At 74.0% G+C, this 24,214-nt stretch carries 27 protein-coding genes; 14 read left to right on the top strand and 13 right to left on the bottom strand.

Going from position 1 to position 24,214, the window contains the following annotated elements:
• The first annotated feature begins 10 nt into the window (after positions 1-10).
• The 4 genes from ACI8AC_RS21605 to ACI8AC_RS21590 are packed head-to-tail and all read left to right on the top strand — an operon-like array spanning position 11 to position 3,642.
• Complete coding sequence (locus ACI8AC_RS21605) at positions 11-1,240, top strand: CaiB/BaiF CoA transferase family protein (protein ID WP_456899902.1); 1,230 nt, start codon at positions 11-13, stop codon at positions 1,238-1,240.
• Positions 1,237-2,007, top strand: a complete 771-nt coding sequence (locus tag ACI8AC_RS21600; protein ID WP_456899901.1) for an SDR family NAD(P)-dependent oxidoreductase — start codon at positions 1,237-1,239, stop codon at positions 2,005-2,007. Before ACI8AC_RS21605 ends, ACI8AC_RS21600 begins: the two co-directional genes overlap by 4 nt.
• Positions 2,004-2,837: an amidohydrolase family protein gene (locus ACI8AC_RS21595; protein WP_456899900.1), complete on the top strand. Its 834-nt coding sequence runs from the start codon at positions 2,004-2,006 to the stop codon at positions 2,835-2,837. Before ACI8AC_RS21600 ends, ACI8AC_RS21595 begins: the two co-directional genes overlap by 4 nt.
• Complete coding sequence (locus tag ACI8AC_RS21590) at positions 2,830-3,642, top strand: enoyl-CoA hydratase/isomerase family protein (RefSeq protein ID WP_456899899.1); 813 nt, start codon at positions 2,830-2,832, stop codon at positions 3,640-3,642. The genes ACI8AC_RS21595 and ACI8AC_RS21590 overlap by 8 nt, the downstream gene beginning before the upstream one ends.
• 74 nt (positions 3,643-3,716) lie before the next feature.
• Here the strand turns inward: ACI8AC_RS21590 and ACI8AC_RS21585 are convergent, their stop codons facing one another.
• On the bottom strand, positions 3,717-4,229 hold the full coding sequence (locus ACI8AC_RS21585; protein WP_456899898.1) for a pyridoxamine 5'-phosphate oxidase family protein: 513 nt from the start codon (positions 4,227-4,229) through the stop codon (positions 3,717-3,719).
• Between the two features lie 98 nt (positions 4,230-4,327).
• Between ACI8AC_RS21585 and ACI8AC_RS21580 the strand changes: the two genes are divergently transcribed.
• Genes ACI8AC_RS21580 through ACI8AC_RS21565 form a run of 4 tightly spaced genes read left to right on the top strand, consistent with a single transcriptional unit; the run spans position 4,328 to position 7,951 of the window.
• Positions 4,328-5,863, top strand: coding sequence for an AMP-binding protein (locus ACI8AC_RS21580; protein ID WP_456899897.1), 1,536 nt, complete (start codon positions 4,328-4,330; stop codon positions 5,861-5,863).
• On the top strand, positions 5,863-6,615 hold the full coding sequence (locus tag ACI8AC_RS21575) for an enoyl-CoA hydratase/isomerase family protein (protein ID WP_456899896.1): 753 nt from the start codon (positions 5,863-5,865) through the stop codon (positions 6,613-6,615). The genes ACI8AC_RS21580 and ACI8AC_RS21575 overlap by 1 nt, the downstream gene beginning before the upstream one ends.
• An 11-nt stretch (positions 6,616-6,626) precedes the next feature.
• A complete protein-coding gene (locus ACI8AC_RS21570) occupies positions 6,627-7,049 on the top strand; it encodes a nuclear transport factor 2 family protein (protein ID WP_456899895.1) in 423 nt (140 codons plus the stop codon).
• A 29-nt stretch (positions 7,050-7,078) separates the two neighbouring features.
• Positions 7,079-7,951, top strand: a complete 873-nt coding sequence (locus ACI8AC_RS21565) for a mycofactocin-coupled SDR family oxidoreductase (RefSeq protein WP_456899894.1) — start codon at positions 7,079-7,081, stop codon at positions 7,949-7,951.
• 25 nt (positions 7,952-7,976) lie between these two features.
• Here the strand turns inward: ACI8AC_RS21565 and ACI8AC_RS21560 are convergent, their stop codons facing one another.
• The 11 genes from ACI8AC_RS21560 to ACI8AC_RS21510 form a co-directional block, all read right to left on the bottom strand.
• A complete protein-coding gene (locus ACI8AC_RS21560) occupies positions 7,977-8,570 on the bottom strand; it encodes a nuclear transport factor 2 family protein (RefSeq protein WP_456899893.1) in 594 nt (197 codons plus the stop codon).
• Positions 8,570-8,878 carry an EthD family reductase gene (locus ACI8AC_RS21555; protein WP_456899892.1) on the bottom strand — a complete coding sequence of 103 codons (309 nt, stop codon included), beginning with the start codon at positions 8,876-8,878 and terminating at the stop codon, positions 8,570-8,572. Before ACI8AC_RS21555 ends, ACI8AC_RS21560 begins: the two co-directional genes overlap by 1 nt.
• Positions 8,879-8,932: 54 nt before the next feature.
• A complete protein-coding gene (locus ACI8AC_RS21550) occupies positions 8,933-9,532 on the bottom strand; it encodes a nuclear transport factor 2 family protein (RefSeq protein ID WP_456899891.1) in 600 nt (199 codons plus the stop codon).
• Positions 9,529-9,966, bottom strand: coding sequence for an acyl-CoA thioesterase (locus tag ACI8AC_RS21545; protein WP_456899890.1), 438 nt, complete (start codon positions 9,964-9,966; stop codon positions 9,529-9,531). The genes ACI8AC_RS21550 and ACI8AC_RS21545 overlap by 4 nt, the downstream gene beginning before the upstream one ends.
• Positions 9,963-10,394 (bottom strand): MaoC family dehydratase, encoded by a 432-nt coding sequence (locus ACI8AC_RS21540; protein ID WP_456899889.1) that lies wholly within the window; start codon positions 10,392-10,394, stop codon positions 9,963-9,965. The genes ACI8AC_RS21545 and ACI8AC_RS21540 overlap by 4 nt, the downstream gene beginning before the upstream one ends.
• On the bottom strand, positions 10,391-10,900 hold the full coding sequence (locus ACI8AC_RS21535) for a hypothetical protein (protein ID WP_456899888.1): 510 nt from the start codon (positions 10,898-10,900) through the stop codon (positions 10,391-10,393). Before ACI8AC_RS21535 ends, ACI8AC_RS21540 begins: the two co-directional genes overlap by 4 nt.
• The gene (locus ACI8AC_RS21530) at positions 10,901-12,454 is read right to left on the bottom strand and encodes a class I adenylate-forming enzyme family protein (protein WP_456899887.1); all 1,554 of its coding nucleotides are present in this window, start codon (positions 12,452-12,454) and stop codon (positions 10,901-10,903) included.
• Between the two features lie 26 nt (positions 12,455-12,480).
• The gene (locus tag ACI8AC_RS21525) at positions 12,481-12,891 is read right to left on the bottom strand and encodes a nuclear transport factor 2 family protein (RefSeq protein ID WP_456899886.1); all 411 of its coding nucleotides are present in this window, start codon (positions 12,889-12,891) and stop codon (positions 12,481-12,483) included.
• Positions 12,892-12,996: 105 nt separating this feature from the next.
• Entirely contained in the window at positions 12,997-14,271 is a 1,275-nt protein-coding gene (locus ACI8AC_RS21520; RefSeq protein ID WP_456899885.1) for a cytochrome P450, read from the bottom strand.
• Positions 14,272-14,394: 123 nt separating this feature from the next.
• Complete coding sequence (locus tag ACI8AC_RS21515; protein WP_456899884.1) at positions 14,395-15,234, bottom strand: mycofactocin-coupled SDR family oxidoreductase; 840 nt, start codon at positions 15,232-15,234, stop codon at positions 14,395-14,397.
• Between the two features lie 88 nt (positions 15,235-15,322).
• Positions 15,323-16,627, bottom strand: a complete 1,305-nt coding sequence (locus ACI8AC_RS21510; RefSeq protein WP_456899883.1) for a cytochrome P450 — start codon at positions 16,625-16,627, stop codon at positions 15,323-15,325.
• Between the two features lie 77 nt (positions 16,628-16,704).
• On the opposite strand from ACI8AC_RS21510, the gene ACI8AC_RS21505 reads away from it, so the two are divergent.
• Positions 16,705-16,896, top strand: coding sequence for a ferredoxin (locus ACI8AC_RS21505; protein ID WP_456899882.1), 192 nt, complete (start codon positions 16,705-16,707; stop codon positions 16,894-16,896).
• A 14-nt stretch (positions 16,897-16,910) separates the two neighbouring features.
• Positions 16,911-18,098, top strand: a complete 1,188-nt coding sequence (locus ACI8AC_RS21500; RefSeq protein ID WP_456899881.1) for an NAD(P)/FAD-dependent oxidoreductase — start codon at positions 16,911-16,913, stop codon at positions 18,096-18,098.
• A gap of 7 nt (positions 18,099-18,105) precedes the next feature.
• Here ACI8AC_RS21500 and ACI8AC_RS21495 read toward each other — a convergent pair whose 3' ends face one another.
• Positions 18,106-19,326 carry an MFS transporter gene (locus tag ACI8AC_RS21495; RefSeq protein WP_456899880.1) on the bottom strand — a complete coding sequence of 407 codons (1,221 nt, stop codon included), beginning with the start codon at positions 19,324-19,326 and terminating at the stop codon, positions 18,106-18,108.
• Positions 19,327-19,402: 76 nt separating this feature from the next.
• Between ACI8AC_RS21495 and ACI8AC_RS21490 the strand changes: the two genes are divergently transcribed.
• From ACI8AC_RS21490 to ACI8AC_RS21475, 4 genes are all read left to right on the top strand, one after another.
• Positions 19,403-21,316, top strand: coding sequence for a 2-oxoacid:acceptor oxidoreductase subunit alpha (locus tag ACI8AC_RS21490; RefSeq protein ID WP_456899879.1), 1,914 nt, complete (start codon positions 19,403-19,405; stop codon positions 21,314-21,316).
• Complete coding sequence (locus ACI8AC_RS21485) at positions 21,313-22,395, top strand: 2-oxoacid:ferredoxin oxidoreductase subunit beta (RefSeq protein WP_456899878.1); 1,083 nt, start codon at positions 21,313-21,315, stop codon at positions 22,393-22,395. Before ACI8AC_RS21490 ends, ACI8AC_RS21485 begins: the two co-directional genes overlap by 4 nt.
• On the top strand, positions 22,392-23,555 hold the full coding sequence (locus ACI8AC_RS21480) for an acyl-CoA dehydrogenase family protein (protein ID WP_456899877.1): 1,164 nt from the start codon (positions 22,392-22,394) through the stop codon (positions 23,553-23,555). Before ACI8AC_RS21485 ends, ACI8AC_RS21480 begins: the two co-directional genes overlap by 4 nt.
• 11 nt (positions 23,556-23,566) lie before the next feature.
• The coding region (locus ACI8AC_RS21475) for an acyl-CoA dehydrogenase family protein (RefSeq protein WP_456899876.1) at positions 23,567-24,214 on the top strand (648 nt) is incomplete at its 3' end.

Raw genomic sequence — 24,214 nt, 5'->3', positions numbered from 1 at the left:
GGGGGAACTCATGAGTGGCACGACGCAGGGCACCCCACCGCTGGCGGGGGTGACCGTCCTGGAGCTCGGCACGATGTACGCGGCGCCGACCGCGGGGCGGATGCTGCGCGACTTCGGCGCGCGGGTGGTCAAGGTGGAGGACCCGCGCAGCGGGGACTTCGCCCGGCAGTGGACGCCGCAGCACGAGGGGCTGTCCATCGGCTTCGCGCGGCTGAACTCGGGCAAGGAGTCGATCGGCATCGACCTGCGCCGCCCTGAGGGCAGGGACCTGGTGCGGCGGCTGGCCGCGCGGGTCGACGTGGTCGTCGAGTCCTTCCGGCCGGGCCGGCTCGAGGAGTGGGGCCTGGGCTACGACGTCCTCTCGGCCGAGAACCCGGGGCTGGTCCTCACCCGGGTGTCGGGCTTCGGCCAGACCGGGCCCTACCGGGAGCGCCCGGGGTTCGGCACGGTGGCCGAGACCGCCAGCGGGTACGCCTTCGTCAACGGCTGGCCGGAGACGCCACCGACCTCGCCGCCGTTCGGGTTCGCCGACTCGATCGCCGGGCTCTCGGCGGCCTTCGGGACGACGACAGCCCTGTTCAACCGCACCCGCACCGGCCGGGGCGACGTCGTGGACGTGGCCCTCTACGAGCCGCTGATGTTCATCCTCGGCGACCTGGTGCTCAACTACACCGCCACCGGGTTCATCCAGGAGCGGGTCGGCAACGGGTCGGGGTCGGCCTCGCCGCGGGGCATCTACCGGGCCGGGGACGGGCAGTGGCTGTCGATCGCGGCGTCCAACCAGACGATCGCGATGCGGCTGTTCGACGCGATGGGGCGGCCGGAGTTCAAGACCGACCCGAAGTTCAGCACCAACGTCGCGCGGATGGCGCACAACGAGGAGCTCCAGGAGCACGTCACGGCCTGGGTGGCGCAGCGGCCGCGCGACGTCGTCCTCGCCGACCTCGACGCCCACGAGGTGGTGGCCGCGCCGGTCAACGACGCCAAGGACATCGTCGAGGACCCGCACTTCCGGGAGCGCACCCTGGTCGAGCTGACGAACACCGCCCTCGGGCGGGTGCTGGTGCCCGGGCCGGTGCTGCACATGGGCAGCTACGCGGGCCCGCTCTACGACGGCGTCCCGCAGGTCGGCGAGCACACCGAGTCCGCGCTCGGCGGGCTGCTCGGCCTCTCGCACGACGAGATCGCCCGGCTCGGCAGCGCCGACGTCGTCGGCCCCGCCCCGGTGCGGGCGGCGTGAGCGCGCCGGAGCGTCCCGGCCCGACCGTGGACCTCTCGGGCAAGGTCGCGCTGGTCACCGGGGGCAGCCGCGGGCTGGGCCGGGAGATGGTGCTCGGCCTGGCCACCGCCGGCGCCGACGTGGTCATCGCCAGCCGCGACCTGGACAGCTGCGAGAAGGCCGCGGCCGAGGTCCGCGAGACCACCGGGCGGCGGGCGCTGCCGGTGGCGGCGCACGTCGGCCGGTGGGACGCCCTCGACGACCTCGTCGAGGCCGCCTACGGCGAGTTCGGCCGGGTCGACGTCCTGGTCAACAACGCCGGGATGAGCCCGCGCTACGACACCGTGGCCGACGTCAGCGAGCTGCTCTTCGACAAGGTGCTCGGCGTCAACCTCAAGGGGCCGTTCCGGCTCGCCGCCCTGGTCGGCACCCGGATGGCCGCCGGCGAGGGCGGGTCGATCATCAACGTCTCCAGCACCGGCGCGGCGCGCCCGCGGGCCGACATCGTGCCCTACGCCGCGGCCAAGGCCGGGCTCAACGCGGTCACCGTCGGGCTGGCGCACGCCTTCGGCCCGCGCGTGCGGGTCAACGCGATCATGTGCGGCACCTTCCTCACCGACGTGTCGGCGGCCTGGGACATGGACGCCTTCGCCCGGCGGGCGGCGACCTTCGCCCTCGGCCGCGGCGGGCAGCCGTCGGAGATCGTCGGCACCGCGCTCTACCTGGCCGGCGACTGGTCCTCGTTCACCACGGGGTCGGTCCTCACCGTCGACGGAGGACAGCCGTGATCATCGACGTCCACTGCCACGCCTGGCCCGACGCGATCGCCGAGCGGGCGCTGGGGCCGCGGGTCCCGCAGCTGCCGCGGGTCGGGGACGGGAAGATCTCCACCCTCCCGACCGTGCTCGCCGACTCCGGGGTCGACCGCGGCGTGCTGCTCGGCATCGCCGACACCGCCAAGTACGTCGACGGGGTCAACCGGTTCGTCGCCCGGTCCCGCGGCGGCCCGCTGCTGGGCTTCGGCACGATCCACCCCGACCTCCCGGTCGAGGAGAACCTCGCCTCGCTGCGCCGCAACGGCATCCCCGGGGTGAAGCTGCACTCGCTGTTCCAGGGGTTCGCCTACGACGACCGGCGCGTCTGGGACGTCCTCGAGGCGTTCGGCTCGGAGATCGCCGTCATCGCGCACGTGGGTGCCGGCGGCGACCGGGAGAGCAACGAGCGCGCCACGCCCGGGATGATCCGCGACATCGTGCGGCAGTTCCCCGACCTGCGGCTGGTCGCCTGCCACTTCGGCGGCTACCACCGGCTGGAGGAGGCCGAGGCCGACCTGCTCGGGGAGAACGTGTACCTGGAGACCTCCTGGCCGCCGACCATGGCCGAGCTCGCCCCCGAGCGGGTGCGCGACATCATCTCCCGGCACGGCGCCGACCGGATCGTGTTCGGCTCGGACTGGCCGATGGCCGACCCCGCCCGGGAGATCGCCGCCATCCGGGCGCTGGGGTACGACGACGAGACGACGGCCGGCATCCTCGGCGGCAACTTCGCCCGGCTGATGGGCATCGCCGAGGGGGAGCCGGCGCCCGGCCCGCTGGTCGAGGAGGCCCCCCGTGGCTGACAGCGTGCTGGTCGACCGGCGCGGCGATGTCGTCGTGGCCCAGCGGGGCGATGCCACCTGGATCACCCTCAACCGGCCCGACCGGCGCAACGCCTACGACCCGGAGATGGCCGAGGCGGTGGTCGAGGCCCTCGACGGCAGCACCCGCAGCCGTGCCGTGGTCATCACCGGGGTGCCGGGGTCGTTCTGCGCCGGCGGGGCGCTGACCAACCTCTCGGCGCCCGACGTCACGAACATGCGCGGGCTGTACCGGGCCTCGCTGCGGCTGTTCGACGCGGTCCGCAACCACCCGCGCCCCGTCATCGCCGCGGTCAACGGCCCGGCGGCCGGCGGGGGCAACGAGCTCGTGGTGGCCTGCGACCTGGCGATCGCGGGGGAGTCGGCGACCTTCGGGCAGACCGGCCCGCGGGTGGGCAGCGCCCCGGTCACCGGCGCCACGAACGTGCTCGGCGTCCAGATCGGGGAGAAGCGGGCCAAGGAGATGGCCTTCCTCTGCCGGCGCTACACCGCGGCCCAGGCCCTCGAGCTGGGTCTGGTCAACGCCGTCGTCCCGGACGACGAGCTGGTCGGGGCGGTCGACGCACTGGTCGAGGAGCTGTCGGTGCTCTCCCCGCGGTACCTGGAGATCGCCAAGGTCAGCTCGAACGTGTGGTGGAACGCCGCCCGGGACTCGTTCACCAACGGGCTCGGCATGCTGGTGCAGGCGATCGGCAGCCCGGACATGGCCGAGGGTGCGCAGGCCTTCCTCGAGAAGCGCAAGCCGCAGTTCCCCCCGCCCGACGCCACCCCCTCTCCGCGATCATGAGGTCCGGGAAGCGACACGCGGGTCGGTCCCGGTGTGTCGCTTCCCGGATCTCATGATCGTCGGGGGCTTCCGGGTCAGGTGCGCGGGCCGCCGCGGCCGTTGCCGGCGATCTTGCGGCTGTCGTGGCTCTTCTGCACGCCCGTGGGGACGACCTCGAGCACCGCCCGCCGCGGGCTGTCCAGCAGCCGGACGAACGCGGCCGGGTCGTCGGCGGCCATGCGCTCGGCGAAGGCCGGGTAGAACCAGTCCTTGGTCGCGCGGTCCTCGTGGACCCGCACGGTGCCCTGGACGGCGACCATCCGGCGGCCCGGCAGCCCCGTGCCGCGGTTGTCCACGACGAGGGTCAGCCGGGGGTCGACCCGCAGGGACTCCAGGTGGTCCCGGCCGGCCACCGCGGTCAGCCAGAACCGGCCGTCGCGGCGCAGGAAGCTCATCACCACCGCGGCCGGCCAGCTCGCGCGCGAGGTGTAGGCCACCGTGCACTCGGTCTGCACGGCCAGCAGTGCGTCCTGGTCGGCGGTGGCGAGGAAGGTGCCGCGCAGGTCCTCGATGTCCCGGACGCCGACCGGGGGCGGGGGCTCGGCCATGGCGACCTCCTTGCGATCTAACCCTTGTAATCGTTCGCAGGTTCTGGCTGGATGGTGGCACAGGTCTCCCCCGTCCGTCACCCCGCTCCGGAGGTCGCATGTCCGGCACCCCGTCGATCGGCGCCTGGCTGGCCGGGGTGGCCGGCCGGGCGGGGGCGGACGCCGGCGCGCTGGTGCACGGGGAGCGGGTCACCTGGACCGGGCTGGACCGCCGCGCCGACCGCGCCGCCGCCGGGTTCCTCGCCCTCGGGCTGCGCCCCGGCGACCCGGTCTGCGTGCTCATGCGCAGCAGCGTCGCCACGCTCGCGGTCTGGTTCGGCCTGGCCCGCGCCGGCCTGGTGGAGGTGCCGCTCAACCCGGCCAGCGGCCCCACCCTGCTGCGCTACCTGCTCGGGCACAGCGGGGCCCGGGTCCTGGTCTGCGACGCCGAGTTCGAGGCGGCGGTGCGCGCCTGCGCCGGGGACGGCGTCCGGGTGGTCGTGCACGGGCGGCAGAGCGGCGGGGGCGGGACCGGCCTGGCCGACGTCCTCGCCGCCGACCCGGTGCCGCTGCCCGAGGTCGACCCCGCCGCGCCGGCGGTCGTCCTCTACACCTCCGGCACGACCGGCCCGCCCAAGGGCGCCGTCCTCTCCCACCGGGCAAACGTCAACCTCGCCCGGCACACGGTCGGGCTCATGGGCTACACAGCGGCCGACCGGCTCTACAGCGTCTTCCCGCTGTTCCACTCCAACGCCCGCTACTGCAGCGTGATGACCGCCGCGGAGGCCGGCGCGGACCTGGTGCTCGACCGGACGTTCTCGGCCGGCCGCTTCTGGGACACCAGCCGGGCCCACGGCATCACCGCGTTCAACTACCAGGGCGCGATGATGAGCATCCTGCACAAGCAGCCGCCCCGCCCCGATGACGCCGACAACCCGGTGCGGGTGGCGTTCGGGGCGCCCTGCCCGCCGGAGGTCTTCGAGTCCTTCGAGCGCCGCTTCGGCGTGCAGCTGACCGAGATCTACGGCAGCACCGAGGTCTCCATCGTCACCGACATGCCGCCCAGGGCGCGCCGCATCGGCACCGCCGGCCGCGAGTCGGCCAACTACACCGTCGCGGTGGTCGACGAGCGGGACGAGCCGCTGCCGCCCGGGACGCCGGGGGAGATCGTCGTGCGGCCGAAGCGGCCCGGCTGGATGTTCGACGGCTACGCCGGCGACGCCGCGGCGACGGCGGCCGCCTGGCGCGAGCTGTGGTTCCACACCGGCGACCGCGGCGTGCTCGACGCCGACGGCTTCCTCACCTTCCTGGACCGGATGAAGGACACGATCCGCCGGCGCGGCGAGAACGTCTCCTCCTGGGAGGTCGAGCGGGTCGTGTCGGAGCACCCGTCGGTCGCGCAGGTCGCCGCCTACGGGGTGCCCTCGGAGCTGTCGGAGGAGGAGGTGGCCGTCGCCGTCGTCCCCGCGCCCGGCGCCACCGTCGACCCCGCCGCGCTCGTCGAGCACTGCCGGGCCGGGCTGACCGCCTTCGCCGTCCCCCGCTACGTGCGCGTGCTCGACGCGCTGCCGCTGACGCCGAGCCAGCGGGTGGAGAAGTACAAGCTGCGCGCGGACGGCGTCCCGCCCGGCACGTGGGACCGGGAGGCCCCCTGATGCAGCGGTTCACCCGCACCGACCCCGAACCGGGCGTCGTCGTCCTGACGATGAACCGGCCGGAAAAGCTCAACGCGATGGACGAGACGTGGTTCCGCGAGCTGCTCGAGGTGATGGGCACGCTCGGGGTGGACGACGGCGTCCGCGCGGTCGTCCTCACCGGGTCCGGCCGGGCGTTCTCCGCCGGAGGTGACATCGACATGTTCGCCGGCCTGGACGGCGACGTGACCCGGGTCCGCCCGCACCTGAAGCTGGTCTACGACACCTTCTCCGCCGTCGAGCGGTGCGCCGTGCCGGTCGTCGCCGCGGTCAACGGGATCGCCTTCGGCGGCGGGGCCGAGCTGACCCTGGCCTGCGACGTCGTGCTGGCAGCCGAGTCGGCCCGCTTCTCGTTCAAGGAGCCCACCGTCGGCCTGATGCCCGGGTACGGGATCGTGCGCGGACCCGACGTCCTCGGCCGGCACTGGACCCGCTACCTCGCGCTCACCGGGCGCGAGGTCGACGCCGCCCGCGCCGAGCGGGCCGGGCTGGTCCAGGAGGTGCACCCCGACGACGACCTGCTGCCCGCGGCGGTCGCCCTGGCCGCCGAGATGGCCGCCCACCCGCCGCTGGCCGTCCAGGTCGGCAAGGCGTTCGTCAACCGGGACACCGAGGGCGGCTTCAACGAGTCCGTCGAGGCCATCGCCCTGCTGTTCAGCACACCCGAGCACCGCGCCGCGGTCACCGCCTTCCGCGCCGCGCGCGGCCGATGAGAGGAGCGACCGTGAGCGCACCGGACGAGCGCGCCGTCGTCGAGGCCTACCTCGACGCCGTGGGACGCCTGGACCTGCCCGCCATCGAGGCGACGTTCGCCGAGGACGTCGAGCTGGTGCTGCCCTACGCGCCACCCGGCTTCCCGAAGGTGTCCCGCGGGCGCACCGACGCGATGAAGGTGTACCCCGAGGGCCTGATGGAGCCGATGCGCTTCGCGGGCTACCGGATCGACGCCCTGGAGGGGCGGCCGGGGGAGTGGGTCGCGGAGTACACCAGCGACACCGTCGTCATCCCGACCGGCCGGCCCTACCGCAACACCTACGTCTCACGGTTCACGGTCCGGGACGGGCGGATCACCCGGCTGGCCGAGTTCTTCGACCCGATCGTCCTCGTCACCGCACTCGGGGGCGAGGTCAGCATGCCGCCGGCCTGATCACCGCCCGGCCCCCCGAGAGGAGATCCATGTCGCGACTGCAGGGCAAGGTCGCCCTGGTCACCGGTGCCGCCCGCGGCCAGGGCCGCGCGCACGCCGTCACGCTGGCGCGGGAAGGTGCCGAGGTCATCGCCGTCGACATCGACGCGCAGATCGCCACCGTCCCGTACGACACCGCCCGCCAGGACGACCTGCGGGAGACCGCCGCCGCGGTCGAGGCGCTCGACCGCAGGATCCTGGCCCGCACCGCGGACGTGCGGTCGTCGGCGGCGCTGGCCGAGGTCGTCGCCGAGGGCCTGGACACCTTCGGGGGGATCGACGTGCTCGTGGCCAACGCCGGCATCTTCTCCCAGTCGCCGTTCTGGGAGATGGACGACCAGACCTGGGACGACGTCCTGGACGTCAACCTCACGGGCGTCTGGCGCACCATGAAGGCCGTCGCCCCGCACATGGTCGAGCGGCGCAGCGGCTCCATCGTGCTCACCTCGTCGGTCAACGGGTTGCGCGGCAACCCCGGGGCGGCGCACTACGCGGCCAGCAAGCACGGCGTGCTCGGGCTGATGAGGAGCGCCGCGCTGGAGCTGGGCCCGCACCGGGTGCGGGTGAACGCGGTCTGCCCGGGCCTGGTGGACACGCCCATGACCAACTGGCCCGGCCTGTACGACCGGATGGCCGGCCGGGCGGGCGGGACCCGCGCGGACTTCGAGGCCGCCGCCCTGCACTACGGGATCCTGGGCGGCCAGGGGGCGCTGGGACCCGAGGCGATCGCGGACGCGGCCGCGTGGCTGGCCTCCGACGGCGCGTACGGGGTGACCGGTCAGGCGGTCGTCGTCGACGCCGGCCACCTGGCCCTGCCGGGCTTCAACCCGGCACCCCTCGCGCCGCCACCGGCGCAGCCCTGACGCCCGCGCCGTGGGCGCCGGACCCTCAGCCCCCCGCCCACGGGCCGAGCTGGGCGCGGGCCGGCGCCGCGCCCGGGAAGCGCAGGGCGAGCCGCTCGGTGACCGCGGTCGGGTAGTCGGCGGCGGGCACGGCGTACAGGAAGCGCAGCTGCCGGGAGCGGAGGCGCCAGCACCCGTCGCCCTCCCGCCGGTAGGCGTCGGAGTACCGGAAGGCCAGCACCACCGGGATGCCGTCGATCGCCTGCTCGGCGTGCATCGACACCGTGCCGGTCGCCTCGCCGGGCGGGCCCCAGTCCAGCACGTGCGCGTGCGGCGAGTGCACCGTCGGCCCGGACACCGCCAGCCTCCGGGCCAGGTAGTCGACGACGGCGTCGCGTCCGGTGACCCGCTCGGCGATCCCGGCGAACACGGCGTCGGCGGTGAACAGCCGGCGCAGCGTCCCCCAGTCGCGGTCGTCGACGGCCAGGGCGTACCGCGCGGCCAGCTCGTGCACGGCGATGGTGTCCTCCACCCGGGCCAGCCGGGTGGCCGGGTCGGGGGCTCGGCCACCGCCGGCCTGGCCGGGAGCGGTCGGCGGGCGGCGCGGCCCGCGTCCCCGACCGCTCCCGGCGAGGTGCATCAGACGACCGTCTCGGCCTCGTAGGCGACCATCGAGGCGCCGGCCTGGGCGAAGTTGGCCATGTCCGCCTGGGCCTCCGCGCCCTGGGGCGAGCCGAGGTCGGCCAGCGCGTCGTCCTTCGACGGCCACTCCATGACCGCGGTCAGGAAGTACTCCGGCCGGGAGCCGTCGAGGGTCTCGCAGGGGCCCCAGGTGTAGGAGCTGACCCTCTCCAGGCGCTTCCCGAGCGGGGCGTGGGTGCCCCGGTAGTGCTCGAGGAACGCCTGGGGGTCCTCGGGGTGGTGGTAGTTGACGACGATCCGGTACATGCTGCTCTCCTCCTCGCGGGGCCTCGGCGCCCCGGCGTCCTGGGTCGCTGCCGCTCAGCCCCGGTAGGTGTCCCAGGTGGGGGAGCTCTCCGGGTAGTCGGCGGCCTCCGGGGCGGTGCGCGGCCAGCGCATCCGCTCCACCGAGCCGAAGCTGGTCGCCAGCTCGTCGGCGGGCACCGCGTACATGAAGGTGATCGACCGCCTGGCGAACAGCCACCGGCCGTCGACGCAGCGGTAGTCGTCCTCGTAGCGGAACGAGGCCAGCACCAGCGTCGACCGGGTGGCCAGCTCGGCGTGGCCGTGCGACCAGCCCGACGCCGTCCCGTCCCCGTGCAGCCGGACCACGCCCGGGTGGGGGGTGTGCAGCATCGTGCGGTAGGTGTCGAAGCTGGCCACGTAGGCGGCGCGGATCTCCTCGGCCCCGGTGGCGGCCACCCCGCGGCGCTCGAAGACGCCGTCGGAGGTGTACATCGCCACCACGCTGTCGACGTCGTGGTCGTCGACCGCGCGCGCGTAGAGGACGCCGAGGTCGGCGACGGCCTGCCGGTAGGCCTGCGCCCGCACCGCTCGGGCCAGGGCGGCGAGGTCACCCTCCGGCAGCCCGGCGACCGTGGTCAGGTCGGCGGTCACCGCCGGGAGGTCGAGCCGGGTCACGCCGTCACCCCCGCCGGGGCGGGGAGCGTGCGCAGCACCTCGAGCAGCCGCTCGGGGATGGCCGCCTTCCCGCCCTCCGGGGTCCGGCAGACGAAGGTCATCGACCCGTGGGTCACGACCTCGCCGTCCCGGGTGAAGTCGAAGCCCAGCGTGTAGGACGACGTCCCCACCCGGTCGAGGGTGATCTCGACGGTGAGCTCGTCGAAGACCCGCACCATCTGCTTGTAGGTGCAGTCGGAGTGCACGCCGACGGTGAGCACGCCGAGCGAGTCGACCAGCTCGCCGCTGCGCAGCCCGTGGGAGTACAGCCAGAGGGTCTGCGCGCGCTCCATCCAGGGGTAGTAGATGGCGAAGTAGGCGATGCCGACGGTGTCGCAGTCGCCGTAGGCGAGCTGGAACCGCAGGGGTTCGTAGGCCGCGGGTTCGTAGGTCACGGCAGCACCACCGTCGCGCTCCCCGAGATGACCGGCGCCGCCCCGTCACCCTCGCCGACCACCTCCACCACGAGGTCGCAGTCGGCCAGCCGGGCGCCGCCCTCCACGCGGACGGCGGTGACCGTGGCCCGCACCCGGAGGTGCTGGCCGGCCAGGACCGTGCCGAGGAAGCGCACCCGCAGCCGGCGCAGCCGGTCCGGCCCGCCGGCCCACGCGGTGACCGCGTTCATGGCGTAGCCCATGGTGAGCGGGCCCTGGTTGACCGGCCGGTCGCCCATGCCGAGGGCCTGCAGCGTCGCGACGTCCCAGTGGATCGGGGTGGGGTCGGCCAGCAGCGCGGCCATCGTCTTCATCTTCTCGGCGCTGACCGAGGGGACGTCGTAGGCGGGCAGCTCGGTGCCGGCCTCCACGGTCGCGGCCGCGGTCATGCACCCCTCCTCGGGAAGACGATCGAGTTCCAGCAGGTGGCCACGTGGCTCCCGTCCCCGGTGTCGGGCAGGTCCGTCTCGTGCAGGTCCGTGGGATGCGGGTCCACGGCGTGCAGGTCCATGGCGTAGCCGACGACGTCGAAGGCGCCGGTGCGCCGGCCGACCTTGCGCTCGGCGGAGACGATGCCGCCGCTGACCCGGTAGGTGGCGCCGACCCGGAGCGGGCGGTGCAGCGTGGTCTCGTGCTCGCCGAACACCGGGCCGTCGGCGGCGGTGGCGCCGAACCAGGCGAACAGCTCGTCCCAGGTGATGCCCATGGCGCCGGTGGCGGCCATCCAGGCGAACAGCGGGTGGGCGACCTGCTCGCCGGCCCCCGGCAGCAGCGACGGGGGCTCGGCGAGCACGGTGTCGGCCAGCAGCCAGGCCCGCCACGGGTGGACGGTGTAGGTGCCGCCGGGGAACCGGCGGCCCACCTGCTCCTGCAGCTCCGCCTCGGCGAAGGGCACTCAGACCCCCCGGTCGCGGTCGGCCCAGTAGGGCTGGCGCAGCTCGCGCTTGAGGATCTTGCCGGTCGGGGCCTTGGGCAGCTGCCCGACGAAGTCCACCGAGCGCGGCTTCTGGTAGCCGGCGAGGTGCTTCCTGGCCTCGTCGATGATCTCCTGCTCGGTGGCCGTCTGCCCCGGCTTGAGGACGACGACGGCCTTGACCGACTCGCCCCACTCGTCGTCCGGGACGCCGAAGACGGCGCACTCCAGCACGGCCGGGTGCTGGTTGATCGCCTCCTCGACCTGCACCGAGTAGATGTTCTCCCCGCCGGAGATGATCATGTCCTTGGCGCGGTCGACGATGAACACGTAGCGGTCCTCGTCCCAGGTGGCCATGTCGCCGGTCCACATCCAGCCGTCGCGGATGGTCTGCGCGGTCAGCTCCGGCTGGTTGAGGTAGCCGATCATGTTCTGCTCGCCGCGGACGATGATCTGCCCGGCGGTGCGCCCGTCGCGGGGCACGTCGCGGCCGAGCTCGTCGACGACGCGGATCTGGGCGGTGAAGCCCTCCCGGCCGCAGGAGCGCAGCCGCTCGGGGTGGTCGCCGTTCACCGCCCGGATGTGGTCCTCCTGCGACAGGAAGGTCATCCCGGCGCCCTCGGTCTGCCCGTAGCCCTGGATCATCGTGCAGGGGAAGTTGTCCATCGCCGCCCGGACGACCGAGGAGGGCATCGGACCACCGCCGTACTGGAAGTTGCGCAGGCTGGAGAGGTCGTAGCTCGCGAAGCCCGGCACGGCCATCATCCAGTTGATCATCGTGGTGATGCCGAGGAAGGCCGAGACCTTCTCCTCCTGGATGACCTCCAGGGCCTGCTGCGCCTCGAAGTTGACCAGCACCAGCGGGCAGCCGTGCCGGTTGTAGTTCATCGCCAGCACGGTGGGGATGTGGTACATCTGCCCGGTCAGCATGTAGACGTCGCTGGGCACGATCCGCTCGGCGACGGTCTGGGCCAGCATCATCGCCCCCGCGCTGCGGTGGGTGTGGACGGCGCCCTTGCTCTTCCCGGTGGTGCCGCCGGTGTAGAGGATGAAGAACGGGTCGTCGTCGAGCACGGAGGCGACCCAGACCGGCTCCTCGTCGCCGGCGGCCTCGACCATCCGGGTGAAGCTGCCGTCGCTCTTGTCGCCGAACTGCAGCCAGTTCGGGACGTCGACGTCGCGCTGCAGCTGCTCGACCGTCTCGGACCACTCGTCGGCGCTGATCACCGCCTTCGGCGCGGCGTCCCGGACGATGGTGGCCAGCTCCTCGCCGGCCAGCCGCCAGTTGAGCGGCTGGAGCACCAGACCGGCGCGGCCGGCGGCGTAGTACAGGGCCATGTACTCGGCGCAGTTGCGGGAGAGGACGGCGAAGCGGTCGCCCTTCTCCAGGCCCAGCCCGCGCAGGCCGTTGGCCGCCCGCCGCACCAGCTGGTCGAACTCGGCGTAGGTCATCCGGCGGCTGTTGGGGACGTCGACGATCGCCTCGGCGCGCGGGGTCAGCGCGGCCCACTTGGCCGGGATCAGGCCCTGGTTCACGGCGGCTCTCCTTCCGGGTGGCGCGGTCAGTACGGGAGGTCGAGCTCGATGTGCCGCTTGGTGAACCGCCACGCGCCGTCGGCCTCGCGGACCAGCTCGTCCTCGTAGCGCGCGGTCGACAGCAGGGTCGCCGTGCCGTCCTTGACGGAGATGAGCGTGAGGTAGGAGCTGACCACGGCGCTGTCGTCGGTCTCCTTGCGCAGGACGACGTTGGTGGTGACGTGCCGGCGCTGGTCGGTCTGGCCGGCCAGGCTGTCGGTCATCAGCTTCATGACCGCCTCCTTGCCCTCGAACGGGCCGATGAGGTCGCCGCCGGCGATCCGCATGCTCAGCACCGCACCCTCCGCGAAGGTGTCGGCCATCTCGGTCATGTCGTTCTCGTCGTAGGCGATGGAGTAGCGGTTGAGCACGTTCTCGATGGCACCGCGAGCGGACATGGCGAGCTCTCCTCGTTCGGCCGACGGCCTCGTCGGCATGTCTGTGACCGGGCTTACCCTATGCATGTTTCGCCTGGTTGAGAAGCCCTTGGTGGACGGGTGGGGTCAGGCGGACGCGGGGGTGTCGAACTCCACCAGCAGGCGCTCCACGCTGCGGGTGTAGAGACCGACCTCCCGGGGCGTGAAGCCCTCCTGGTAGCGCAGGTCCGGCAGTCGGTCGAGCACCAGGTCCAGCGCGACGGTCATCTCCTCGCGCGCGAGCAGGGAGCCCACGCAGAAGTGCCGGCCGAGGATGAACTGCACGTGGTTGGCAGCCCCGCTGAAGGCCTTGGCCACGTCGAGGTCGGGACGGTGGATGTCGAAGACGTCCGGGTCGGCGAAGTGCCGCTCGTCGCGGTTGGCGGCGGCGAGCATCATGATGCAGGTCGAGCCGGCGGGGATCGTGGTGTCCTCGACCCGGACGTCCTCCTCGGTCTGGCGCATGATCATGTGCACCGGGCCGGAGAAGCGCAGGGTCTCGGCGATGACGGCGTCGGCGAGCGACCGGTCGGCGCGGACGGCGGCCATCTGCTCGGGGTGGTCGAGCAGGTTGCGCACCATGCTGGCGATCGCCTTGTCGGTCGTCTCGCCGCCGGCGACCAGCAGCAGGCTGACGAACGCCTTGATCTCCTCGTCGGACATCCGCTGGCCGTCGACCTCGGCCCGGCACAGCCGGGAGAGCAGGTCGTCGCCGCCGCCGGAACGGCGCTCGCGGATGATCGGCATCATGTAGTCCCGCAGCTCCTCGCGGGTCTGGTCCGCCTGGGCCGTGATCGCCGGGTCACCGGCCAGGTTGTTCAGGTGGGCCATGATCGAGTGGTACCAGCGGTGGAAGCGCTCGTGGTCGCTCTTGGGCAGGCCCAGCATGTCGACCATCACGTTGATCGGGAACCAGGTGGTGAACTCGGCGACCAGGTCGGCCCTCCCGCGGCCCGCCCCGCGGTCGAGCAGGCCGTCGGCCAGGTCGGCCGCGGCGCGCTCGACCGTCCGGCCGACGAGCTCGGCCGCGTTGTGCGTGATGACCGGCAGGAAGGCCTCCAGGCCCTTGCCGCGGAAGAACGGGTTGAGCAGGGCGCGGTGGGTGGCGTGCTCCCGGCCCTCCATCTGCAGGATGGTCCGGCCGTGGATGGGCTCGAGCTGCCAGTCGTAGTTGCGGCTGGAGAAGGCCGGGCTGCGGAAGGCCGACGCGCAGTCGGCGTACCGGCTGATCAGCCAGCTCTGCGTCGCCTCGTGGTAGAGGGCCGGGTAGTGGTCGCGGAGCACCCGGTGCGCGGGGTACGGGTCGGCGATGAACTCCGGGGACAGGATGTCCGGCGCCTGCGGGGCCACGGTCGAGGTCATGGGGTGGTCTCCCTGGGTTCGGCGGCACTGCCGTAAAACAGGTTCACCATATGGAGGGTGTGGCCCGGCTCACAAGCCCCGCCGGTGGACGGCGCCGCACGGGCGCCGCCGTCCACCGGCGGGTCACTTCACGAACGCGCCGGCGTCCACCGGGAAGGTCACGCCCGTGACGTAGCGGGCCTCGTCACTGGCCAGGAACAGCACGGCGTTGCTGATGTCCACCGGCTCGATCCAGGGCACCGGCAGGGTGTTCAGCGACAGGAACCCCGGCATCGCCTTCTCCTGGCTGGGCTCGGGGTCGCCGGGGGAGAACATCGCCCAGGTGCCCGGGTTCTGGATCATCAGCGTGTCCACGTTGGTCGGGTGGATCGTGTTGACCCGGATCGAGTGCGGCCCCAGCTCGTTGGCCAGCGTGCGCATCAGCCCGACGATGCCGTGCTTGCAGGCGACGTAGTGGGCGACGTTCTGGATGCCCTTGAGGCCGCCGATCGAGCTGGTGAACACGATCGACCCGCCCCGGCCGGCCTCGATCATCGCGGGGATGGCGACCTTGGCGGTGTGGAAGACCCCGGTGAGGTTGACGTCGATCATGTCCTTCCACTGCTCGCCGGTGAGCTCCCACGCCTTCCCGTACGTGGCGATGCCGGCGTTGGCGACGACGGTGTCGACCCGGCCGAGCTCGGCCAGACCGGCGTCGAAGGCGGCCTGGAGGGCGCCGAGGTCGCGGACGTCGGCCTTGCGGGCGACGATCCGCCGGTCGAGGGCCTCCACCGCCGCCACCGTCTCGGCCAGCTCGTCCTCGGTGGCCAGCGGGTAGTACGGCGTGACGGTGCCGATGTCCTCGCAGATGTCGACGGCGATGATGTCGGCGCCCTCCTGGGCCAGCCGGACCGCGTGGCTGCGGCCCTGACCGCGGGCCGCGCCGGTGATGAAGGCGACCTTGCCCTCCATGCGCCCTGCCATGGACCTGCTCCTCTCGTCGGGGGGGGGGTGCTCGGCTGCGCGTGCCGGCCGTGGCGGTGGCAGCTGCGGGCGGTGTCTGCGGGCGCTGTCAGCTGCGGGCGCTGGCGGCGGACACGCCGGCGGGGACGGCGCCCGGCGGCAGCCGGCGCTCGCCCGGTGTGAAGGTGGCGGGGATCCGCTGCCACCCCTTGTTCACGCCCTGCCGCGGGTAGCGCTTGAGCCCGGCCATGTCGACCGCGTAGTCGGGCATGCGCTCCAGGACCTGCTTGAGCATCTCCTTGGCCATCCGCTTGCCGAAGTGCGAGCCCGCGCAGCGGTGCACGCCGACGCCGAAGGCGAGGTGCCGGTTCGGCCAGCGGTGGATGTCGATCTCGTCGGGGTTCTCGAACTGCTGCTCGTCCCGGTTGGCCGACGACCACGCCAGCAGCGCCCGGTCACCGACGCTCATCGGGCAGCCGTGGAACTCGGTCTCCTTGAGCACGGTGCGGGCCAGCGCCTGGGTGGGGGAGAAGAAGCGCAGGAACTCCTCGATCGCCCGGTCCAGCAGCGAGGGGTCGTCGATGAGCTCCCGGCGGACGTCGGGGTGCTCGTAGAGCCAGACGAGGGCCTGGCTGACCAGCGAGGCCGTCGTCCCGACGCCGCCGCTGACCAGCAGCTCGACGATCGAGAAGACCTCCTCCTCGGTGATCGGCCGGCCGTCGACCTCCTGCTGCACCAGGTAGCTGATGACGTCGTCGCGGGGCTCCGCGGCGCGGGCGGCGATCGTCTGCCGCATCTGCTCCGAGCACCACGGCAGGTCGACCTCGACCGCATGCTTGTAGACCGGGCTGTCGGTCGGCTCGGCCAGCGTGGCCTGGTGGGAGCGGGCGTAGACCTGCCAGTGCGCCACGTCCAGCCCGAGCCAGTCGATCGTGCAGATCGCGGGAACGCCGATGACCTGGGCGAGGTCGGCCTCGCCGGACTCGATGAGCTCGTCGATGAACCAGGTGGTCCACTTGACGATCATGTCCTCGATCTTCGCCACGGCCGCGGGGGAGGCGATCGGGTTGATGACCTTGCGGAACGAGCGGAACTCCGGCGGGTCCAGCTCGATCGGGATGTGCTTGTGCATCGGCGTCTTCGGGATGACGACCGACAGCCCGGGGCCGCCGTACTGGTCGAGGCGCTGGGAGGAGAAGACGTCGTCGTCGCGGGCGGCCTCGAACACCGACTCGTAGTCGGTCAGCACCCAGAAACCGCCGTAGGACTCCGACCACGCGACAGGATGGGTCTGCCGCAGCGCGCGGTAGCTGCCGACCGTGTCGTCGGCGTGCTCCTGCGAGTGGTGGTCGAAGTGGACGACGGGACACCGACCGCGGGCCTTCATGTGGTCTCCGTCTCTGTTCTCCGTCACAGTGTGATAATGCTTATCCTGGTTTTGCTCTGTCAACAGGGTGGGGCGGTGTCGCCCGCACCCGGAGGGGAACGACCATGCACGTCTCTGTCGACCTGGGTGTCTGCCAGGGCCACGGCGTCTGCCACATGAGCGCCCCGGACGTGTTCGAGCTCGACGAGAGCGACGGCCACGCCATCGTCATGGTGGACCCCGTCCCCGTCGAGCTGGAAGGGGACGCCCAGCTCGCCGCCGACAGCTGCCCCGAGCGGGCGATCACGGTCTCCTGAACGGGCGCCCTGACATGCGCATCGTCGTCGTCGGGGCCTCGCTGGCCGGGGTCCGGACGGTCCAGGGGCTGCGCCGCCGCGGCAGCGACGCCGACGTCGTGCTCGTGGCCGGCGAGCCCGGCGCCGCGGACGGCGTCGCGGTCGACCGGCCACCGCTGTCCAAGGCCTTCCTCGCCTCGCCGGACGCCGGGGCGGCGCCGCTGACCTCGCGGCAGGAGCTCGGGGCGCTGGGCGTCGAGCTGGTCCCCGGCCGCGCCGTGGACCTCGACCTCGGCGCCCGGCGGGTGGGCCTGCACGGCGGCGAGAGCGTGGCCTTCGACCGGCTGGTGGTCGCCACGGGCTCCTCGCCGCGCACCGTCCCGGGCCTGGAGCCGGTGCCCGGGGTGTTCGCCCTGCGCACCGCGGCGGACGCCGCCGCGATCCGGGCGGCCTGCAGCGAGGGCGCCCGGGTGGTCGTGGTCGGCGGCGGCTTCATCGGCGCCGAGGTCGCGTGGACGCTGCGGCAGCTGGGTCGACCGGTCGCGCTGGTGGAGCCGCTGCCCTCCCTGATGATCCGCGGCCTGGGCCCCGAGCTGGGCGCGGCCATGACCCGCCGGCACGCCGCGGCAGGGGTCGATCTGCACCTCGGGGCCTCGGTGGCCGGCCTCGAGGGCCGGGACCGGGTGGAGGGGGTGCGGCTCACCGACGGCACGCGGCTGCCGGCCGACGTCGTCGTCCTCGGGGTGGGCACCGTGCCGGAGACCGCCTGGCTGGCCGGGGCCGGCCTCGACCTGCGCGACGGGGTGGTCTGCGACGAGCACCTGGCCGCCGTCGGTGTCGAGGGCGTCCACGCGGTGGGCGACGTCGCCCGGTGGCACCACCCGCGCTACGGCGAGGACGTGCGGGTCGAGCACTGGACCAACGCGGTCGAGACGGCCGCCGTCGTGGCCGCGAACCTGGCCGGCGAGCCGGCCGTGCACGACGCGCTGCCCTACGTCTGGACCGACCAGCTCGGCGGCCGGCTGCAGGTCTTCGGCCGGGTGCGCCCCGGGGACGAGGTGCAGGTGGTCTCCGGCGACCTCGGCGGCTCGTTCGTCGCCGTCACCGGCGGGGAGGGCCGGCTGCGCGGCGTCGTCGGCCTGGGCGCGGTCAAGGCGCTGATGCCCTTCCGCAGGCTGCTGCTCGCAGGTGCCGGGTGGGACGAGGCGCTGGCCGCGGCCTGAACCCGGGTCAGCCCCGTCCGGCCCCGGCCGGGGTCGCGGGGGCTCCGGCCGGGGCCGGGGGGACGCGGCGCTGGACGACCGCGTAGGCGACGACCGACAGGGCCATCGCGCCCGCGGTGACCGCCCACGGCACGTCGTACCCGCCCGTGGCGTCGGCGAGCGCGCCGAAGGCCAGCGGGGAGACCAGCGCGCCGAGGTAGTAGCCGCACGACATCACCGCCGTCGCCCGGCCCACCGCGTGCGGTGCCCGGTCGACGGCGACCGCGTGCGCGAACCCGGCGCCGACCATCGCGCCGAGCAGCCCGGCGACCGCGCCGAGCGCGACCACGACCAGGCCGACGTGGGTCCCCGTCCAGAGCAGCAGCGTGCCGGCCAGGCTGACCGCGCCGATGCCGGCGGCGGTCGCCGCCCGGCGCCGGGGCCCGCTGCGGTCGCTGCGGCGGGCGACCAGCACCATCGCCGCGGCACCGGTGCCGGTGCCGGCCGCCGACACCAGGCCCGCCGTGGCCGGGTCGACGCCGCCGTCCACCAGGCTCAGCACCAGCCAGGCCGTGAGCGGGTTGGTGCCGATCACGTAGCAGGTGGAGGCGAGCGCCACCCACCCGAAGCCGCGCGGGAGGCGCGCCGCGCCGCCGCCGGTCCCCGCGGGCGCCGGGCGGCGGGAGGGCAGCCAGAGCAGGGCCAGGGCCGCGTTCACGGCGGCCAGCCCCGCCAGCACGAGGCAGACGCCCCGCCAGCCCATGACCCCCGCGGCGGGCAGCCCGACCAGCGCCATGACGGTCGCCGCGGCGGGGATGCCGGCGGTCTTGACGGCGACCGCGGTGCCGACCTGGTCGGGCCGGGACACGGTGGTCACCGCGACGCTGGTGCCCGCGTTGGCGAAGGCGTAGGCGCACCCGGTGACCACGCTGGCGGCCAGGAGGGTGCCCACCGCGCCCGCGGCGGCGGTGGCCGCGAGGCCCAGGGCGACCAGCGCCTGGTTGCCGGCCACCCACCAGCGCGCCCCGAGCCGGTCGACCAGCCGGGCGCCCAGCAGCGAGGTCACCCCGGTCGCGCCGTAGAAGAGGCCGGTGACCAGGCCCAGCTGGGCGCCGGTGAGGCCGAGGTCGGCGCGCAGGGCCGGCCCGAGGTAGCCCGCGAGGAGGAACGGGGACGCGCCCAGGCCCATGGCGAGGGTGCTCACCCCCAGGACGGCGGAGCGGGCCGGAGCCTCGCGGGTTCCCCTCATCGGTGCTAATGCTTATCCTAGTTTGACCCGCCGGGGAACCCACCGTCCCCGGTGCCCCTCGCACCCCGGAGGCGCGATGTCCAGCCCCGCGATGTCCAGCCCCGCGATGACCAGCACCGCCGGGGCGGGCGCCGACGCCCGTCCGGCGCAGCCGCGCTCGCGCGTGGTGATCCGCTTCGCCGGCGACTCCGGCGACGGCATGCAGCTGACGGGGGACCGGTTCACCGCGGAGGCCGCGGCCTTCGGCAACGACCTCGCGACGCTGCCGAACTTCCCCGCCGAGATCCGGGCGCCGCACGGCACGCTGGCCGGGGTCTCCAGCTTCCAGCTGCACTTCGCCGACCACGACATCCTCACGCCCGGGGACCGCCCCGACGTGCTGGTGGCGATGAACCCGGCGGCGCTCAGGGCCAACGTCGGGGAACTCCCGGCCGGCGGCGTGCTGATCGTCGACACCGACGAGTTCACCCGCCGCAATCTGGCGAAGGTCGGCTACGCCGCCGACCCCCTCGAGGACGGCTCCCTGGCGCCGTACACGGTGCACCGGGTGGCGATGACCTCGCTGACCACGGCGGCCCTCGCCGAGCTCGGGGTGGGCAAGAAGGACGCCGAGCGCGCCAAGAACATGTTCGCCCTCGGCCTGCTGTCGTGGATGTACTCGCGCCCGACCGGGGGCACCGAGGCGTGGCTGCGCGCGAAGTTCGCCCGGCGCCCGGAGATCGCCGAGGCCAACGTGGTCGCCTTCCGCACCGGGCACGCCTACGGGGAGACCACCGAGGCGTTCGCCGTCCCCTACGAGGTGGCGCCGGCGGTCCTGCCGGACGGCACCTACCGGCAGGTCACCGGGAACCTGGCGCTGGCCTACGGCCTGGTCGCCGCCGGGGTGCGCTCCGGCCTGCCGGTCTTCCTCGGCAGCTACCCGATCACCCCGGCGTCGGACGTCCTGCACGAGCTGTCCCGGCTCAAGCGGTTCGGCGTGACCACCTTCCAGGCCGAGGACGAGATCGCCGCGGTCGGCGCGGCCCTCGGCGCGGCCTACGGCGGGGCGCTGGGGGTGACCTCGACCTCCGGCCCCGGCGTGGCGCTCAAGAGCGAGGCCGTCGGGCTCGCGGTCATGACCGAGCTGCCGCTGGTCGTCGTCGACGTGCAGCGGGGCGGTCCCTCGACGGGGCTGCCGACCAAGACCGAGCAGGCCGACCTGCTGCAGGTGCTGTTCGGCCGCAACGGCGAGTCCCCGGTACCGGTGGTCGCGCCGCGCTCACCGGCCGACGCCTTCGACGCGGCGCTGGAGGCCGCCCGCATCGCGCTGGCCTACCGGACGCCGGTGTTCGTGCTCTCCGACGGGGCGATCGCCAACGGCTCGGAGCCCTGGCGGCTGCCCGAGGTCGAGGAGCTGCCCGACCTCACCGTGCAGTTCGCCACCGGGCCGAACGGGCCCGACGGGGAGTTCCTGCCCTACCTGCGCGACCCCGGGACCCTCGCCCGGCCGTGGGCGGTGCCGGGCACCCCGGGGCTGACCCACCGGATCGGCGGGCTGGAGAAGGCCGACCGGACCGGCGACATCTCCTACGACCCGGCCAACCACGAGTTCATGGTCCGGGTCCGGCAGGCCAAGGTCGACGGCATCGCCGTCCCGGACCTCGAGGTGGAGGACCCGACCGGGGACGCCGACGTCCTCGTGCTGGGCTGGGGGTCGACCTACGGCCCGATCGGCGCGGCCGTGCGGCGGCTGCGCACGGCCGGTCACCGGGTGGCCCGGGCCCACCTGCGCCACCTCAACCCGCTGCCGGCGAACACCGGGGCGGTGCTGCGCTCGTACCGCTGCGTGGTGGTGCCCGAGATGAACCTCGGCCAGCTGGCGCTCCTGCTGCAGGGCCGCTTCGCGGCGCCTGTGGAGTCGGTGACCAAGGTCGCCGGGCTGCCCTTCGGCGCCGCCGAGCTGGCCGAGCGCCTCACCCCGTACGTCCGGAAGGAGCAGGTGACCGCGTGAGCACCGACCTCGGCATGCCGACCGTCGGCGGGCTGGACCTCGTCCCGCCCGCCGACGCCCCGCAGAAGGCCAAGGACTACACCAGCGACCAGGAGGTGCGCTGGTGCCCCGGCTGCGGGGACTACGCCGTGCTGGCCGCCGTCCGCTCGTTCCTCCCCGCCCTGTCGATCCGGCGGGAGAACGCGGTGTTCATCTCGGGGATCGGCTGCTCGTCGCGGTTCCCGTACTACCTCGACACCTACGGGATGCACTCGATCCACGGCCGGGCCCCGGCGATCGCCACCGGTCTGGCCACCTCCCGCCCGGACCTGTCGGTGTTCGTGGTCACCGGCGACGGCGACGCGCTCTCCATCGGCGGCAACCACCTGGTGCACGCCCTGCGCCGGAACGTCAACATGACCATCCTGCTGTTCGACAACCGGATCTACGGCCTGACCAAGGGCCAGTACTCGCCGACCAGCGAGGCGGGGAAGGTCACCAAGTCCACCCCCGACGGCTCGGTGGACGCGCCGTTCAACCCGCTGGCCCTGGCCCTGGGCGCCGACGCGACCTTCGTCGCGCGGGCGATGGACTCCGACCGGAAGGGGCTCACCGAGGTGCTCGAGGCGGCGGCCCGGCACCGCGGCGCCTCGCTGGTGCACATCTACCAGGACTGCCCGATCTTCAACGACGGCTCGTTCGACGTGCTGCGTCGCCCGGACGACGCGGAGTCGCGGGTGATCGGCGTGCGGCACGGCGAACCGATCACCTTCGGCACCGACGGCCGGTGGGCCGTCGTCCGCCGCGGCTTCGGCCTCGCCGTCGCGCCGACCGCCGAGGTGGCGCCGGAGGACGTCGTCGTGCACGACGCCACCGACCCCGAGCTGGCCTACGCCCTCGCCCGGCTGTCGGACCAGGACCTCGCGCACGTGGTGTTCGGCGTGCTGCGCCAGGTCGCCCGGCCCACCTACGACGACCTCGCCCGCGCGCAGGTCCGCGCCGCCGTCGAGGCCGGGGGTGCGGACCTGCGCGCCCTGGTGCACGGCGCCGACACCTGGACCGTCCGGGACGGCGCGGTGACCACCGGGGCCCGGCCGTGAGCGGGCTGCAGCTCCAGCCGGCGCCGTCGTCGGAGGCGGCGGAGCGGGTGCGGGCGGAGGTGCGGGAGTTCCTGGCGGCCGAGCGGGAGGCCGGCACCTTCGCCACGCACGTGGACACCTGGTTGTCGGGGGTGGACCCGGTGTTCTCCCGGAAGTTGGGGGAGCGGGGCTGGCTGGGGATGACCTGGCCGAAGGCCTACGGCGGGCACGAGCGGTCGGCGATGGAGCGCTACGCGGTGACCGAGGAGCTGCTGGCCGCCGGGGCGCCGGTGGCGGCGCACTGGATCGCCGATCGGCAGTCCGGGCCCAACCTGCTGCGCTATGGCACCGAGGCGCAGCGGGCGGCGATCCTGCCGCGGATCGCGGCGGGGGAGTGCTTCTTCGTGATCGGCATGTCCGAGCCGGATTCGGGCTCGGACCTGGCCAGCATCCGCACCAGGGCGGTCCGCACCGGGAGCGGGGACTGGGTGGTCAACGGGGCGAAGGTGTGGACGTCGAACGCCCACCACTCGCACTACGCGATCGTGCTGGTGCGCACCTCGCCGCCGGGGGAGGGGCCGCGGGGCCGGCACCGGGGGCTCTCGCAGCTGCTGGTGGACCTCTCGAGCCCGGGCATCGCGGTCAACCCGATCCGGATCCTCGACGGCGGGCACCACTTCAACGAGGTGGTCTTCGACGAGGTGCTGGTGCCCGGGGAGATGCTGCTGGGCACCGAGGGCGCCGGCTGGCAGCAGGTGACCGCGGAGCTGGCCTTCGAGCGCAGTGGGCCGGAGCGGTTCCTGTCGACCTATCCGCTGCTCGCGGAGTTCGCCCGGCGGACCGCCGAGGCCGGGGACGGCGCGGCGCTGGCGGCCCTGGGCCGGTTGAGCGCGCGGTTGCTGGCGTTGCGGCAGCTGTCGCTGCGGATCGCCGCGGCGCTGGACCGCGGGGAGCTGCCCGACGTGCCGGCGGCGCTGGTCAAGGACGCCGGCACCACGTTCGAGGCCGACGTGGTCGCCGAGATCCGGGCGGTGGTCGACGTGCCGGCGTCGCTGGATTCGCCGGATCCGCTGGGGCGGGCGCTGGCCGAGGCGCAGCTGCACGCGCCCGGGTACACGCTGCGGGGCGGGACGAACGAGATCCTCAAGGGGATCGTGGCGCGCGGGCTGGGCCTGCGGTGAGCGGGGCTGCGGTGAGCACGGCGGGCGGTGACCGGGACCTGGTGGTGGCCACGGTGCGCGACATCCTGGGCGGGCACGAGCCGCTGCTGCTCGACGCCGAGCGGGCGTGGGACGCCGGGCTGTGGGCCGAGCTGGCCGCGGCGGGGTTGACCGGGGTGGGCGTGCCGGAGGAGGCCGGGGGGTCGGGCGGGGAGATCGCCGATGCGGTGGCGATCGTCGCGGCCCTGGCCGCCGGGGCCGGTGCGGTGCCGGTGGCCGAGGGGCTGCTGGTGGCCGCTCCGGCGCTGCTGGCCGCCGGGCTGGGCGTGCCCGATCCGGCCGAGCCGCTGACGGTGGCGCTCGGCGGGGTGGTGCACGCCGAGCCGGTCGACGACGGCGACGGGCCGGGCCGCTGGCGGTTGACCGGTACCGCCGCCGAGGTGCCCTGGGCCGGGGTGGCCCGGCACGTGGCGGTGCTGGCCGCCGCGCCGGCCGGCATCGAGGGCGAGGTGCTGGCCCTGGTCGACACCGCCGGGCTGGCCAGCAGCGCGGCGCGCAACCTGGCCGGGGAGCCGCGCGGCTCGCTGGTGCTGGGCGGGACGCCGGCGGCCGCGGCGCTGCTGTCCCCGGCGGCCGCGGCGGGGGTGCGGGCGCGGCTGGCGCTGGCCCGGGCGGTGCAG

The sequence above is a fragment of the Geodermatophilus sp. SYSU D00758 genome, from assembly GCF_054049955.1.
The sequence above is the reverse complement of the archived record's forward strand: the minus strand, read 5'-3'. Positions and strand labels throughout refer to the sequence as shown.